The 13756-nt window shown below is 42.6% G+C and carries 13 protein-coding genes and 1 pseudogene; 7 read left to right on the forward strand and 7 right to left on the reverse strand.

Annotated elements, in window-relative coordinates:
* From QZ488_RS06410 to QZ488_RS06430, 5 genes are all read left to right on the forward strand, one after another.
* Positions 1-723 (forward strand): IS110 family transposase (locus QZ488_RS06410; protein WP_293747007.1); only part of this gene is annotated, 723 nt, incomplete at its 5' end.
* Positions 724-1239: 516 nt separating this feature from the next.
* Positions 1240-3396 (forward strand): S46 family peptidase, encoded by a 2157-nt coding sequence (locus QZ488_RS06415; RefSeq protein ID WP_293747008.1) that lies wholly within the window; start codon positions 1240-1242, stop codon positions 3394-3396.
* Positions 3397-3892: 496 nt separating this feature from the next.
* Complete coding sequence (locus tag QZ488_RS06420) at positions 3893-4171, forward strand: NYN domain-containing protein (RefSeq protein ID WP_293747009.1); 279 nt, start codon at positions 3893-3895, stop codon at positions 4169-4171.
* Positions 4172-4312: 141 nt separating this feature from the next.
* A complete protein-coding gene (locus tag QZ488_RS06425) occupies positions 4313-4633 on the forward strand; it encodes an OST-HTH/LOTUS domain-containing protein (protein ID WP_293747010.1) in 321 nt (106 codons plus the stop codon).
* 89 nt (positions 4634-4722) lie between these two features.
* Positions 4723-5097, forward strand: coding sequence for a hypothetical protein (locus tag QZ488_RS06430; RefSeq protein ID WP_293747011.1), 375 nt, complete (start codon positions 4723-4725; stop codon positions 5095-5097).
* 108 nt (positions 5098-5205) lie between these two features.
* On the opposite strand, the gene QZ488_RS06435 is transcribed toward QZ488_RS06430, so the two are convergent.
* Positions 5206-5877, reverse strand: coding sequence for a hypothetical protein (locus QZ488_RS06435; protein WP_293747012.1), 672 nt, complete (start codon positions 5875-5877; stop codon positions 5206-5208).
* A 5-nt stretch (positions 5878-5882) separates the two neighbouring features.
* Positions 5883-6431 carry a hypothetical protein gene (locus tag QZ488_RS06440; RefSeq protein WP_293747013.1) on the reverse strand — a complete coding sequence of 183 codons (549 nt, stop codon included), beginning with the start codon at positions 6429-6431 and terminating at the stop codon, positions 5883-5885.
* Between QZ488_RS06440 and QZ488_RS06445 the strand changes: the two are divergent.
* Positions 6352-7086: pseudogene (locus QZ488_RS06445) on the forward strand (IS3 family transposase); the annotation flags it as partial. The gene QZ488_RS06440 and the pseudogene QZ488_RS06445 overlap by 80 nt on opposite strands.
* A gap of 406 nt (positions 7087-7492) precedes the next feature.
* Here QZ488_RS06445 and QZ488_RS06450 read toward each other — a convergent pair.
* Positions 7493-8170, reverse strand: coding sequence for a DUF2293 domain-containing protein (locus tag QZ488_RS06450; RefSeq protein WP_293747014.1), 678 nt, complete (start codon positions 8168-8170; stop codon positions 7493-7495).
* Between the two features lie 58 nt (positions 8171-8228).
* Positions 8229-8648 carry a ribosome recycling factor family protein gene (locus QZ488_RS06455; RefSeq protein ID WP_293747015.1) on the reverse strand — a complete coding sequence of 140 codons (420 nt, stop codon included), beginning with the start codon at positions 8646-8648 and terminating at the stop codon, positions 8229-8231.
* 247 nt (positions 8649-8895) lie between these two features.
* Between QZ488_RS06455 and QZ488_RS06460 the strand changes: the two genes are divergently transcribed.
* Positions 8896-10335, forward strand: a complete 1440-nt coding sequence (locus QZ488_RS06460; protein WP_293747016.1) for an SDR family NAD(P)-dependent oxidoreductase — start codon at positions 8896-8898, stop codon at positions 10333-10335.
* A gap of 179 nt (positions 10336-10514) precedes the next feature.
* Here the strand turns inward: QZ488_RS06460 and QZ488_RS06465 are convergent, their stop codons facing one another.
* From QZ488_RS06465 to QZ488_RS06475, 3 genes are all read right to left on the reverse strand, one after another.
* Positions 10515-12293 carry a protein adenylyltransferase SelO family protein gene (locus tag QZ488_RS06465; RefSeq protein ID WP_293747017.1) on the reverse strand — a complete coding sequence of 593 codons (1779 nt, stop codon included), beginning with the start codon at positions 12291-12293 and terminating at the stop codon, positions 10515-10517.
* A gap of 152 nt (positions 12294-12445) precedes the next feature.
* A complete protein-coding gene (locus QZ488_RS06470; RefSeq protein ID WP_293747018.1) occupies positions 12446-13051 on the reverse strand; it encodes a DNA-3-methyladenine glycosylase I in 606 nt (201 codons plus the stop codon).
* Positions 13052-13125: 74 nt separating this feature from the next.
* The gene (locus tag QZ488_RS06475; RefSeq protein WP_293747019.1) at positions 13126-13626 is read right to left on the reverse strand and encodes a hypothetical protein; all 501 of its coding nucleotides are present in this window, start codon (positions 13624-13626) and stop codon (positions 13126-13128) included.
* Positions 13627-13756 lie beyond the last annotated feature (130 nt).

Consider the following 13756-nt stretch of genomic DNA (forward strand, 5'->3'; position numbering starts at 1 on the left):
CATATCCGTTTTGTACCGGTGAAGTCTGAGCACCAGCAGGAAATTTCCTGTTTGCATCGTATCCGAGAACGACTGGTCAAAAACAAAACTGCGATGAGCAATCAAGCCCGAGGCTTATTAAGTGAGTTTGGTGTGGTGTTTCCTTGTGGTCACAAGGCGCTCTTAAGTGGATTAAGCAGCGTCATAGATAACCCTCAGTATAGTCACCGATTACAAGATATGGTGATAGACATGTTGAGTGAGTATAACGTCACACTTAAACGCCTAAAAAGTATTGAAAAACAGTTAGGCGAATTTGTTGATGGCAGTGAAAGCGGTAAGATATTAAGCAGTATTCCTGGTATCGGTGTGATTAATGCTTCAGCATTGTTAGCTGCCATAGACAAAGGGCAAGCATTCAATAGCCCCAAAGAGTTTGCCGTGTGGTTAGGGCTGACGCCCAAACAACATGCCTCGGGTAACATCAGTAAAATGGGCGGCATCACCAAGCGCGGTGACCGCTACTTACGTAAACAACTGATACATGGTGCTAGAGCCTTTGTCAGTCGTGCAGCCAAAAGCACCGACCCATTAGCTTTATGGGCAACTAAGCTTCGCCTCACCAAACCGTTCAATAAAGTGGCAGTCGCCGTAGCGCATCGCTTGGCGCGTTTAATCTGGATATTGCTCACGCGCCAAGAGCACTATCGCGTTATGCCTACTTCTTTAGAGGTCAACGCGTAACATGAAACAGTTTACGTTATTCCAGCCTTGTTCAATTCCGTCCGAGACAAAGGCAACAAGCCTGTGTGGGTGTTGTGGAAGGCAAGACTCGGGATAACACCTTTTTACCCAACCCGCTTAGTCAGAACATGATGAAGAAAACGGTCTACCCTACCTCATCAAAGCCAGACTAGGACAAGGATTACTAATCCGTGTGGGTGTATTTTAAAGGCGATAAGGTACGGAGTTCATCAGAGGCCAGTGTTGATAAAACCAACGCTAATCAAGAGCCTGAATATATGTCAGAACTAAGCCATTTTTAGACTGCCTTCAGCACAACAGACTAGCGGAAAAAGAAGATTAAGAACGTAATTCGTGCTGAAATCAGCAAGAAGAGACAGGTATTGCGTTGACATATCGGGAGCGTCCATATATGTCTAGTTTAAGTTCTGTATTCTTATAGCAAGGTTTGAAAACCCCAGCATTAGGTGTTAGATTTCTTGGCTAATTATCCAATATAAAATAAGAAGAATGGCGATGAAAAAAACATTTATGGTGGTAAGCGCCATGCTGATAGTTGGCCTGCAAACGGCAGTGGCAAAAGAGGGCATGTTCACGCCAGAACAGCTCCCTCTTATCAAAAAAGACTTAAAAGCAACGGGTCTTAAAATTTCTCCAGAATCTCTTTCCAGTTTGACCGGTTTTCCTATGGGGGCGGTTGTATCACTGGGTGGTTGTTCAGCATCCTTTGTTTCACCTAAAGGATTGACAGTGACCAACCATCATTGTGCGCGAGGCTCGGTGCAATTCAATAGCACTGCCGAAAACAATTATCTCGAAAATGGTTTTTTAGCTAAGAAGTTGGGCGATGAACTACCAGCAGCACCTGGCTCTCGTATTTATGTAACAGAGGCGTTTAGTGATCTAACTGAAAAAGTCATAGGCAACTTAGCAGATACTTTGCAGGGTAAAGCCCGATATGACGAAATTACTAACAGACGCAAAGCCTTGATCGCTGAATGTGAGCAAGATGAAGGCTACCGTTGTTCTGTCAGCTCTTTTTATTCAGGCAAAGAATTTAAACTTATTAAGCAACTTGAAATTAAAGATGTGCGCATTGCCTATTCACCTGCCGACTCAGTGGGTAAATATGGTGGTGATATTGATAACTGGATGTGGCCGCGCCACACTGGTGATTTCGCTTTCTATCGCGCTTATGTTGATAAAAATGGCAAGCCAACAGAGTACAGTAAAGACAACGTACCCTATGAACCCAAACATTTCTTGAAAGTGTCGGCTAAAGGCCTTGATGATGGCGACTTTGTGATGGTGGCTGGTTATCCTGGTTCCACTAATCGTTATGCTTTGTTGTCAAATGTCGAGCATGTTTTTTCATGGTTATATCCTACTTACATTGACATAGTCGCTGAATGGATCGAGACAATTGAAAAAAGTGCACCAGTTGGCAGTTACGCCCGGGTTAAATATGAGTCATCTTTAGCCGGCCTTAATAACTTTTTGAAAAATACCAAAGGCCAGTTAGAAGGTGCTCAGCGAGTTGGTCTAGTTGACCGTAGAGCAGATCGCGAAGCTCAGCTGAATCAGTGGTTAAATAAAGATAGCAGTCGTCTAGATGTGGCTAAATCAATTGCTAAACTTAATGAAATGGCGAAGCAAAAAGCCGTCACAGATAAACAAGAATTTTGGTACGGCTTTGCCACTCGCCCTGCGCTTTTGGGTGTAGCACAAAACCTATATCGACTATCTATTGAAAGTCAAAAGCCCGATACACAGCGGGAGCAAGGGTACCAAGAAAGAGACATAGAGCGTATCGAAGAACGTATGAAACGGATTGACCGCCGCTTTGATGCCACCGTTGATATGGCACTTTGGCAAATGTACCTGGCAAATTATTTAGCCGAGCCTGAAGAGCGTCGTGTGCTGGCATTAGACAAAGCCCTTGGCCTAGATGAAGTAGGTGATTTGAGTGCAAAATTAGGCGTCTATTACAAAAACACTCGCCTTGATCAAGTTGAAGAACGCCTAGCGATGATGAAAGCGACTCAAGCAGAGCTAGAAGCAAGTGATGACCCTTTCATGCAGCTTGCCGTTGCTTTGTACGATGAAGAAATGAAACGTGAAAACGAATATAAAGAGCGTGAAGGACAACTAGCCGCGCTGCAGCCAAATTATATGAAAGCCATTATTGAATGGCAACAGAGTAAAGGCCAGGTTCTATACCCAGATGCCAATAGCACTTTAAGAGTGACCTATGGCAATGTGATGGGCGGCTCCCCTAAAGATGGCCTGATTTATGAGCCCTTTACTCGTTTAGAAGGCATAGTCGAAAAAGACACGGGGGTTGAACCGTTTTATTCACCCAAGGCGCAGTTAAGCTTAATTGAAAACAAACAATATGGCGATTACACCCTTGATAAGATTGGCAGTGTTCCGGTCAACTTTTTGAGTGACTTAGACACCACTGGCGGTAATTCAGGCTCGGCAACCTTAAATGCTAATGCTGAATTAGTTGGGTTACTGTTTGATGGTACCTTTGAAAGTGTCAACTCAGATTGGGACTTTGACCCGCGCACTACCCGCAGTATCCATGTTGATACACGCTATATGTTGTGGTTGATGGAATATTTAGATGATGCCGGCAATCTAATTGATGAAATGACTATCGTTAAATAGAAAAACGGCTTTAGACATACAAGTTGCTTGCTATAAGCAAATACCTTGTATGGCTAACTATCGGAGTCAGAACAAATTAACAAGAAAATTTACAACAATTAACAATAGAAACAACAATTAACAAGACACAATAATGATAGCGTTCAACCCCAAAAAATAGCTTTCGGTTTTATTACGAATCGCCGTCTTTTTAATTTTCTTTTTTAATTACGTTTGAAATGAAAAGTCAAAAAAGGAAGGGCACGACACAAGTCGTGCTTTACCGGCCGAAGGTTAAATGAAAATGCTGTTCTTGTTGTTTTAATTTTTTCTGTGTAAAACAGTGACTAGCGATGTCTAAACTTAAATAGGCCACCCATAATAATTTGACTGTTTTTTTTTCTGCACTAAGCTTTACTAACACTAATTGAAATAGCACAAATTGAAAGGAGTCTCTTATGCCCAAGTCTCGTTCATCTCAGATCAGCCTCATCGATACCGTGATTCAAGAATAGATATGAAAGACTTAGATGTTCACAAGAAAATAGCGGTACTTATTGATGCCGACAACGCACAGCTTTCAAAGCTTAAAGCAGTACTTGATGAGATATCAGCACATGGCCATGTTCTGATAAAGCGTGCATACGGTGATTGGTCGATAGAACATTTAAAGAACTGGAAGAAACCGTTGAATGAGTTAGCCATTCAACCTATACAGCAATTTGCCTACACCACTGGCAAAAACTCAACTGTTGCCTCGATGATTATTGATGCAATGGACTTGCTCTATTCTTAGACAATCGATGCCTTTGCGCTGGTATCCAGCGATAGTGACTTTACCAAGCTCGCATCCAGGCTTAGATAATCTGAAAAATTTGTATTTGGTGTTGGTGAGAAGAAAACACCAGTTTCATTTAGAAATGCCTGTGATGGCTTTGTGTACACCGAAAACTTAGACAGTGCTAATAAAACGGAAAAAGATACAAAAGAAGAGCCTTTGCAAGATAAAGGTAACCTTGATGAAGTAGTCCCATTGTTACATAAAGCATGGAAGCAGTTTCAGGATGATGACGGTTGGGTAAATATTGGTGCCGCAGGTAGCTTTTTAAAAAGAGCACAACCAGATTTCGATCCACGCTCTTATGGAGTAACCAAAATGACTCAAGTTGTACAAATGCTCAACAGCGTTTTTGAAATGAAAAAACAAAAAGGTAAGGGCACTACACAAGTCGTGCTTTACCGACCTAAGAGTAAATAAAAATGTGTATCATGTTGATATACCTTTTTGCAGCATAAAACGGCGACCACAACAACAAACAACTATTTTAAAAGGGAACTATTAGGGCGATGGATCATGAAAAATTCCAAAGTTTGATAAGGCAACTTTATTCAACAGTAGCTGAACTAGAAGAAATGTTTCCCGGCAGACACTTTACGCCACACGGCCACATGGTTGGCAGCATTGGAGAGTGCCTAGTTTCTGATGTCTATGATCTGATACTTGAAACGGCTTCCAACAAAGGTTTTGATGCCGTTACTGCAAATGGTAAGCAAGTAGAAATTAAAGCTACTCAGTCCAAGTCCGTCGCTTTTCGTAGTGAGCCAGAACATACGATAGTTATTAAAATACTACCTAACGGATCATTTGAAGAGATCTACAATGGCCCTGGTTCTTTGGTTTGGGAGCAATTCGAGGGAAAGAAAATGCCTATGAATGGTTAATATCGGATATCGATAAACAAATTGAAAAAACTTAATGAATTAATCGATATTAAAAATCGTGTGTCTAGAATTTGATAGGTTGAAAGAGTTATATTTACATTTTTTATTTCAAACAATCACGACACTAAAGTTATCTTCAGATTCTGCCTCTAGTCTTCTGATTTCAGTTGGAACGCTTTTCAAAATATTTGATAAGTTTGTCTGTAATAGAGGCTCAGTTACAGACCAAAACCCATCGCTACAAAGGATTAAACGTTCTACATTCAATGTAGCGACTTTCTTTATCGTTAGTGAATTATGGTTATTTGCACCAACTTTCAATTTAGTCGAAATTAAGTGTCGTGCTTTAGCATAAATTTCTTTTGTTATGTGACCTTTGTTGTAGAGGTTAAGTGCTGGTACGTCATCTTTAGTTAACCAGCGTACTCCTTCTTTGGTTAAATCTCCTATTCGACAGTCACCACAGTGAGCTAAAATTGTTTCTTTTTCAAAAACGATAGCAATACAACAACAAAATGTCTGACCATTATGTTCAGACTGCATTGATTCGAGTACTTTAAGAATATTATCTCTCACCTTTTTGTCAGGGCTATCGATATTAATCCAATCAGAATTAATTAGACTTTTAGCAAAATATTGAACAGCAGCCATAGTTTTATCATTGTGGTTTACTCCATCGCAAACCAGATAAATACTCCCATTTTCTATTTGCCACTCTGTAACAAGATCTGCATTTACTGGTTGCACAGGACCTTTGCCAGTAGAAATGATGTATGCCATTTATGTTATACCTTTTCATCTGCCAGTTTATGAAACAGTTCTAGTACGATATCAATTCGATCTGGTTCTTCTCCATTTAGTGCGTTCGCAAAAAGATATTCAAAATTGCTATTGGCAATAAATTGCTTCATTTGTGACTTAATATAGGAAATTAATTCAGTTGGTCCTTGAAACACTTCGTCGATTAAAGCATCCCTCCCATTTATAAGAATACAAATATCTTCTGCATCCTTACTTTCTAGGATATCGATTTTACGTCCCAAAAAAGCGGCTAACTTTGTTGCTAATAGATATTTAGCTTTTACTAATCTTATTTTAACCCCATGCGGTAATTTATACTCAATTGGATCTTTTTGACCAGGTTTGAACCACTGATTGCTAAAACCGAGAATATTCTCATCATCTGGCATAACATCAACAAGAATCCCATTACAGACAAAACGGCAAAGTGGATCCTCATCATCTTGCGGAATGCTGTATCGACGAGCAAAAGTATTATTCAAGGCAAGTCGAAACAGTTTAGGCAGCAGAGAGCTTGCTAAAGCACTACGCAAAGAAGGCTTTCAAATAACGCGGTATCGCGCCATTAAGTTAATGGAACGGCTTAAATTAGTTGTGACTCAGCGAATAGCTTATAAAGTGACAACCAAGCGCAAACACAGTGATGCTGTGGCTGACAACTTGCTAAATATGAATTTCAATCCTGTTGGACCCAATCAAATTTGGGCGGGTGATGTGTCCTATTTAAAGACTGGTGAGGGCTGGTTGTACTTAGCCATTGTCATGGATTTGTATTCACGCCGGGTTGTAGGTTGGCATATATCAAAACGCATGACGCGTGATTTGGTCGAGCAAGCACTGACAAAGGCTCATAATTTACGCAAGCCAGGCAAAGGCTTGGTGTTTCACAGTGACAGAGGCTCTCAGTACACGAGTAAAGGCTTTAGAAACCTACTGTCGCGATTAGGTTGTCGAGCTAGTATGGGTGACGTTGGAGCTTGCTGGGATAATGCTGTTGTAGAACGCTTCTTTGGAAGTTTAAAGTATGGTTGGTTGTTTAAAGTACCGCAGCCCACTCGAACACATATGCGAGAAGATGTTGCTAGGTACATGAAATATTATAATGTTGAGCGACTGCATTCAGCCAATTTGGATCAATCGCCAATTGAATTTGAAAACTCCTTTAGGAAAGTGTCCGGTTGGAGTTGACCAGAACAAACCATGATAATTAGTCATCAAAAAAAGAGCTGTTCTAACTCTTTAGTTCAAATCTCTGGTGGCTCCGCCACTGCTTTCCCCGCATGTAAAGTTTCAGCACAAAAAGGCTTATTTTAGGGGCAAATGACAGGGAAGTCATTTGAGTGAAAGCTGGAGGGACACATTCTGTAGCGACCCTAAAATAAGCCTTTTTGTGCGGTTAAGAACTTTTGAAGCGGCGGCATTTTTCTGGTTACTCTATTTTTTGCTGCTGAAAAAAGAGTAATTGGCTTGAAAGGATTCAAGTCAAAAACCATCACGGACGATGGCGCGAAGCGTGCTTTTAATCTTTTGAATAGCGAAAAAGCATACGCTGTGGCTTATCACGGTTCAGCGTGATCAACGCCAAACAATCCTATTACCCATGCAAAGCCTTACAAAGCGGGCAAGCTTTAAAATCAAAATCCTCTCCACTCCGATACTTAGCCAAAATTCGCTCAGACTGCCGCGCTATCTGTCGCCTTAACTCTCGCCTAGCGCCCTTAACACGGGGAACAGGTGTTGAATCATAAGCACTGGTTTTATGCCGCATCCAGGCCATGACTGCCAAGGCCGCTTTATCTTCTAAAGTGACCGATGAGCTGCGCGCTACTGTACCGCTGCCAACGGGCACCGCATGTTCTTTTACCAGCTTTGACAATTGCTCAACCAAAAGGTGATGCTTTTGGTCGAAGTTGAGAAATTGAATGATTGCTTGTTGAAAGTCTTCGCCGAAGACCGTTTCCTTTGCTTCGCGGCGCACTTTTACCTGGGCTAATTTTTTTTGATGTTTGGGATCGGCGCGTTGCGCTTTGACCAGTGTTATCGCTTGTTCAATCTGTTCTTTTGCAGCCCAGACGCCGTGAGAAAATGCCTTGCGGCCTTTTTTTTCCTGCACTGTCCAAGTAGGTCCTAGGGATTTTAACTTGCGTGTTACCGAGGCATCGCCGGCAGGTAAATTCTCCCAACCTGTTGGTACTGTAAAAACCTTGCCCGTTTTATCTTTAAGGCGATTATCAGACTCAGTGATTAAAAAGCTGCGTGTTTCTGTAGGCATTCATTATTTCCGGTCAGTTGTTTGATTCAGTACTTCGATTCAGTTCTTAGATGCATCATTACCAGCTTTCAGCCTCAAAGCGAGCAACTCTTGCCTCTGCCTCGGTGCATTGGGTAAGTAATACCAATTGTGCTAACGTGATATTTGGGGTTTGGGTGATCAATCGAATCAACTTTGCTTCTAACGTTTCTAATTTGTCAGCATGTCCCAATAAAGCCGTTTCAATCTTCTTGATAAGATAATGAAACTCACCATCACCTTGTTTATTTAACTTATGTGAAATCATTTGATGTGCTTTTAGCTGTGCGGCGTAAGTTTGAACCTTTATCGCATCACCCGTTACACGCCAGTTTCTTGAACGACGTACTCGTTTTAATTCGCATTCATACTGTAATGCCATTGCTTTAGCTTGTTTAGCGGTCTCGCTGCCAATTCGGTGAATGAGAGAAGGCAGCGCAATGATAATATCTTCATTCATGACGGTGAGTGCGTAAGTTTAATAAGGCTCTATGACTGGCTATTAAATCATTAAGTTGGATATTTCCCCATTTATTTCTTAATTTTGCTATTTAACGAATAAATCAAAAGAACGAGTGCTATTAAACATCGGGGCATCTAACTTGGATTTGACCTTTCTTAGACGCAGCAATTCATTTACCCCATCGCTGAACTAAAATACTCGTCGCCGCGTATTTTTAAGTTATCTGTTAACAATGGAATGTAATGTGAGCAATATTATTACCCTAGATAAAACTATTGAAGTGACACGCAAGCTCCATGAGGCATTTGCCTACGTGAGTGAGTTCTCACGTATTGAGCAATGGGATCCTGCTGTAGCTAGTGCCTCGAAGTTATCTACTGGGACACCCAGCGTTGGCAGTCGTTATCAGATCAACATGAAAGCAGGCTTTAGCCTGTACTACGAAATTATTGAATTTGAAGCGAATAAGCGCCTGCTAATGACGGTCGATTCAAAACTATTTACAGCCGTAGAAGAAATTATATTTACCACTACCGATACCGGCACCAAGGTGCGTTATATCGCTAACTTTAACTTCCCGGCGCCCATAGCGATTATCAGTCGATTAAACCCTGCAGTAATGGATAGGGTCGGCAACACTGCACTTGAAGGCCTAAGAAAAGCATTAGAAGACAATTTTACTGCTCCCAAGGCGTCAAAAGTTCTGGCAGTTGCCGACAAACTAATACTGCCAGGTGTCTGGCGTTTTACTCGCTTGGGGTATACCAATTCTCGTAAGCGCTGGCATGCGCTGTCGGCATATATGTATGATCGCCATGCAGTCATAACCGGCGCAACTTCGGGTATTGGTTTGGCAGCTGCAAAACAATTGGCCGAACTTGGCGCAGAGTTAACATTGGTAGTACGTGATAAAAACAAAGCGCAACAAGTTGTACGTGAACTAATAGAGCAAACTGGTAATACTCGAATCAATATAGAGGTTGCCGATATGTCGCTAATGAAAGATGTACATGGGTTGGCAGGCCGTCTACTCAAAGCAGGTAAACCGGTTGATATATTAATTAATAATGCCGGCGCTTTGTTTAATCCTCGCCAACAAACCACCGAGGGTTTAGAGCAAAGTTTTGCCTTGTTGTTACTTGGGCCTTATATCCTTACCGAACGATTGCATCCATTACTGGCAAAGTCTGAGTCAGCAAGAGTTGTTAACGTATTGTCGGGCGGAATGTACTCGCAAAAGATTCAGGTAAACGACTTACAAAGCCAACGCGGTAAATACTCGGGCTCTACCGCATATGCCAGAGCAAAACGTGGCTTAATTATCTTGACTGAAGAATGGGCTAAGCGTTGGCAAGGTGATGATATTAGCGTTAATGCAATGCATCCTGGCTGGGTTGACACGCCTGGGGTTGTTAATGCTTTGCCAGAGTTTTATAAAGTGACTAAGTGTATGCTGCGCACGCCTGAGCAAGGCGCGGATACTATCACTTGGCTAGCCGCTGCTAAAGAAGCGAGTCAAGTCTCTGGTAAGTTTTGGCTAGATAGAGAGCAGCACCCTAGTCATCTTTCAAAACGTACAGTTGAATCTGCCGCGCAGAGAAAGCAGTTGCTAGTGGAGCTGGAAAAATTAGAAAAAACAACTGCGGCGACTAAACCCAAACCACGAATAAAAGCCACTAGTTAACAACTGTTCAGCTAATAATTAACAAGAAAGTCGGCAAAGCCGACGCTGTTGTTTTTTGATTTACTCTGGCATTTTTGTTTGCCAAGCGCCTTTATTGAATAGAGCTAAAGCATGCCGACGCCGCGCGGGATGCCAGTGTGCATAGCACATGCTTTGTTTACTAAAAATCAAAAGAACAATTACGATGAACAACTAAGGTGAGATACCCCCGCCACCTCAAAGAACTCATTCGGTTTCAACCGGTAGTATTTGTCTTCAACAAGCTTGGATTGCTCTGCATAGGGTTGTGTCATCACCGCTTGTAATTCGTGAATGAGCGCATAATCTCCCGACGTGGCTTGCTGATAAGCCGGCACAACAAACCACTCGCGCAAAATGTATTTTGGGTTAACCCGCTTCATCTGCTTAGATATTTGGTCACTTGAACGGGCCGAAGTGGCATTGGCGTTACTCGCGCCAAAGAGCAGTGTTTTCCAGTTGTCTAGCCACTGTGCCCAGCGTTTGTTGATGTCTGCGGTATCACTGGCAGTATGTTGGGGCACGTTTTTGTAGAAACTTTTCTGCAACGGGCTAATGTCGCTGGGTATTGACGAGAGCTCTCGGAAGAAAATAGTGTAATCCACAGGCGTTTGTTGCATCAGAGTGTGTAATTCGCTGAGCAGTAGGTTGAAAGCGGCTTCGTCAGTGTCAGAATCTATAGCCAAAGTGCTAAGGCCCAGCTTGGCAGCCCAAATTATTTTCATTTGTGTGTGCATGACCTTGGAAAATCCATCTTGCACCTCGTCGAGCGCTAGCAAATAGTCTTGATGCGCTGCCAGTAAAGGCCGTAACGCTGAACAAAACATCTCGAAGTTTTTTTGCGCGGCATTGGGTTGGTTCATAAACGAGAAGTGATGGCCGCCGCCTGTCCAAGGTTGATAATAGGGTTGAAACATATCGCAAAAACCAAAGGGACCATAATCAAGGGTAAAACCGCCTACTGCGCAGTTATCGCTGTTGAAGTTACCTTGGCAAAAACCTACACGGATCCAATTCGCCACCAGTGACGCAAGGCGGCCTTGAAACTCGCGCGCCAGCAACACTACTTTTTCAGGGGTAGACAGCTGGGTGTCGATAACGCCTGGGTACTCACGGTCAATCACGTGCAGCACAATTTTTTCGAGCTCTTGCATGGCTGTTGGGTGTTGTTTGACACGGGCACGACGAGCGAAAAGTTCAAGTTGGCCAACCCGTATGAACGACGGCGCAACACGTGTTGATATGGCTGTAGGTTCATAAATATACCTATCGGGATCCTGCGATAGCGAACCCGGCGAATACCACGGGCGCTGCACGGTATCGGTTTTTGACACGTACAAACTTAAAGATCGTGATGTGGGTACGCCTAATGCGTACATGTGTTCTTGGGCCAAGAACTCGCGAATACTTGAGCGCAAAACAGCGCGACCATCCGCGCCACGGCAATAGGGTGTTTGGCCGCCCCCTTTGAGCTGCATTTCCCAGCGCTTGCCGTTAATTACAGCCTCAAGTACAGAAATTGCGCGACCGTCGCCATAGCCGTTGCCCGTTCGAAACGGACACTGTTGAATGTATTCTGTGCCATAAATTGACAGTGCATAGCCCGTTGCCCAACCCGTCTTGCGCATTGGCGCTGGCACCTCAGAGGTGTCGCCTGAGAACATGCGAACGAAGTCGGCTGATTGCGCCATACTGTCGGCAAAGCCAAGTTCACTGAAGAAGGTTTTGCTGTGCGCCACATACTCTGGGTCGTTAATTGGCGTAGGATTAACAGGCACGTAATGGCCCGAGAAAACTTGTCGAGGCGCATGGTCAACGCCATTTTGGGTTGCATCAGGATCACAGTTGAGGGTGTCCATCAGCGAATAATTAGCCAAGGTGGCAAGATCGTTAAGCGTTGCTATAGTTGCGGGTTTTTTTTGAGGCAGTGTGTTTGTCATCGTTGTGTATACCAAGGCGCGTAAAGATAAATGTTGATACTGGGTATCTTACCTTATTAAGTTTGCAGAAATCTGTGATCTGCGGTGCCAGGTTCGTTGAAAATTATTTTCTAAGACAGCCATCATACTGCTATTCAAGCAAACTCATCACCTCATGGCCGAACCAACTTCGCCCTTTGCTGCATCGCCTTTACTCTCAAAGCACAGCCATCAGCATGATCATTCACCATGCCCATTGCTTGCATAAAAGCATACATAGTAGTGGGGCCAACAAATTTCCATCTGCGTTTTTTTAAGTCTTTAGATAATGCGATGGATTCTTCGCATGTCGCCATAAACCCTGGGGCAATCGCTTCATCACGCTTTGGCTCAAATCGCCAAAAGTAATGGGCTAATGAACCAAATTCCGTCATTAGTTCTTGAGCGCGTTTGGCGTTGTTTATGGTGGCAGTGATTTTACCGCGATGCCGCACTATGCCGGCGTTTAACATTAAACGCTCAACATCGTCATCGGTAAACTTAGCCACAAGGTTAAAATCGAAACTAGCAAAAGCGGCTCTGAAATTATCGCGCTTTACCAATATAGTTAGCCAGCTTAGGCCAGACTGAAACCCTTCTAAACAGATTTTTTCGAATAGCCGTTGATCATCGGTAACGGGGTAGCCCCACTCGTTCTCGTGATACGCAACATACTGAGGCGTTGCCTGACACCAAGCACATCGCGCTTTGCCATCCTCGGCGATATAGATTTCTGACATAGTTAAATTTCACTTATTGGTTTAAAAGAAAAACGAGTTACTTACTGGTTTGATTAGGCTCGATTTCAATCATCTCATTCATTGTCCAAAAAAGGCATTAACTCTTGGGTTTGGTTATTCCATCTGGCATTAAATGTTTTTAGGTTTTGTTTTCTGACTTTGGAGCAAGCAACGAATATTTTCATATCGCTTTTGTTGCTTAAACATTCAACCGATTCTTTGAAATAGCGATACCAGGCTATTTTCTTTTTACCCTTAAAGTTTGTGTAATCAGAGACAATTAGATGGCCAGAACTTTTACGAGGAGAAAATTTATACTTAGGTTTTGTGATCTTGCGAGCTTTGCTGCTTGAATGTTTAGGGGATGTCTTTTTTACTTTTGCTTCTTCTGTTGGCTGTCGTAAGCAATCTAGAAAATCACTTTTTGCTTCACGGTGTTTGTTTCTTGCCAACTCTGTGACTCTATTTTTAAGAATACTATTCCATTTATCGACTAGTTTTTTTTCTGGTTCACATTGACTGTAGGCTAATTGGCTAAAAACACTCATGACTAACAATAATATTACTATTTTCAACTGATAAGTTCCTTTTCATAGTCTTGGTGAATTTTTAATTATGCCCAATTTAGTTACCGATGCGAGTAAATGTTACATCTGCATGGAATGAAAAGGTAACCATCAAAGTGTTAGCGCCAAAGTCGATGCC

Origin of the sequence: uncultured Paraglaciecola sp. (assembly GCF_913020055.1) — a bacterium.
Classification (GTDB): Bacteria; Pseudomonadota; Gammaproteobacteria; order Enterobacterales; family Alteromonadaceae; genus Paraglaciecola.

Coding starts and splice junctions, on each gene's coding strand:
- QZ488_RS06470 (WP_293747018.1), bottom strand. CDS start 13,051: ATGTCAGAAATCTATATCGCCGAGGATGGCAAAGCGCGATGTGCTTGG.
- QZ488_RS06430 (WP_293747011.1), top strand. CDS start 4,723: ATGGATCATGAAAAATTCCAAAGTTTGATAAGGCAACTTTATTCAACA.
- QZ488_RS06435 (WP_293747012.1), bottom strand. CDS start 5,877: ATGGCATACATCATTTCTACTGGCAAAGGTCCTGTGCAACCAGTAAAT.
- QZ488_RS06415 (WP_293747008.1), top strand. CDS start 1,240: ATGAAAAAAACATTTATGGTGGTAAGCGCCATGCTGATAGTTGGCCTG.
- QZ488_RS06455 (WP_293747015.1), bottom strand. CDS start 8,648: ATGAATGAAGATATTATCATTGCGCTGCCTTCTCTCATTCACCGAATT.
- QZ488_RS06420 (WP_293747009.1), top strand. CDS start 3,893: ATGAAAGACTTAGATGTTCACAAGAAAATAGCGGTACTTATTGATGCC.
- QZ488_RS06465 (WP_293747017.1), bottom strand. CDS start 12,293: ATGACAAACACACTGCCTCAAAAAAAACCCGCAACTATAGCAACGCTT.
- QZ488_RS06450 (WP_293747014.1), bottom strand. CDS start 8,170: ATGCCTACAGAAACACGCAGCTTTTTAATCACTGAGTCTGATAATCGC.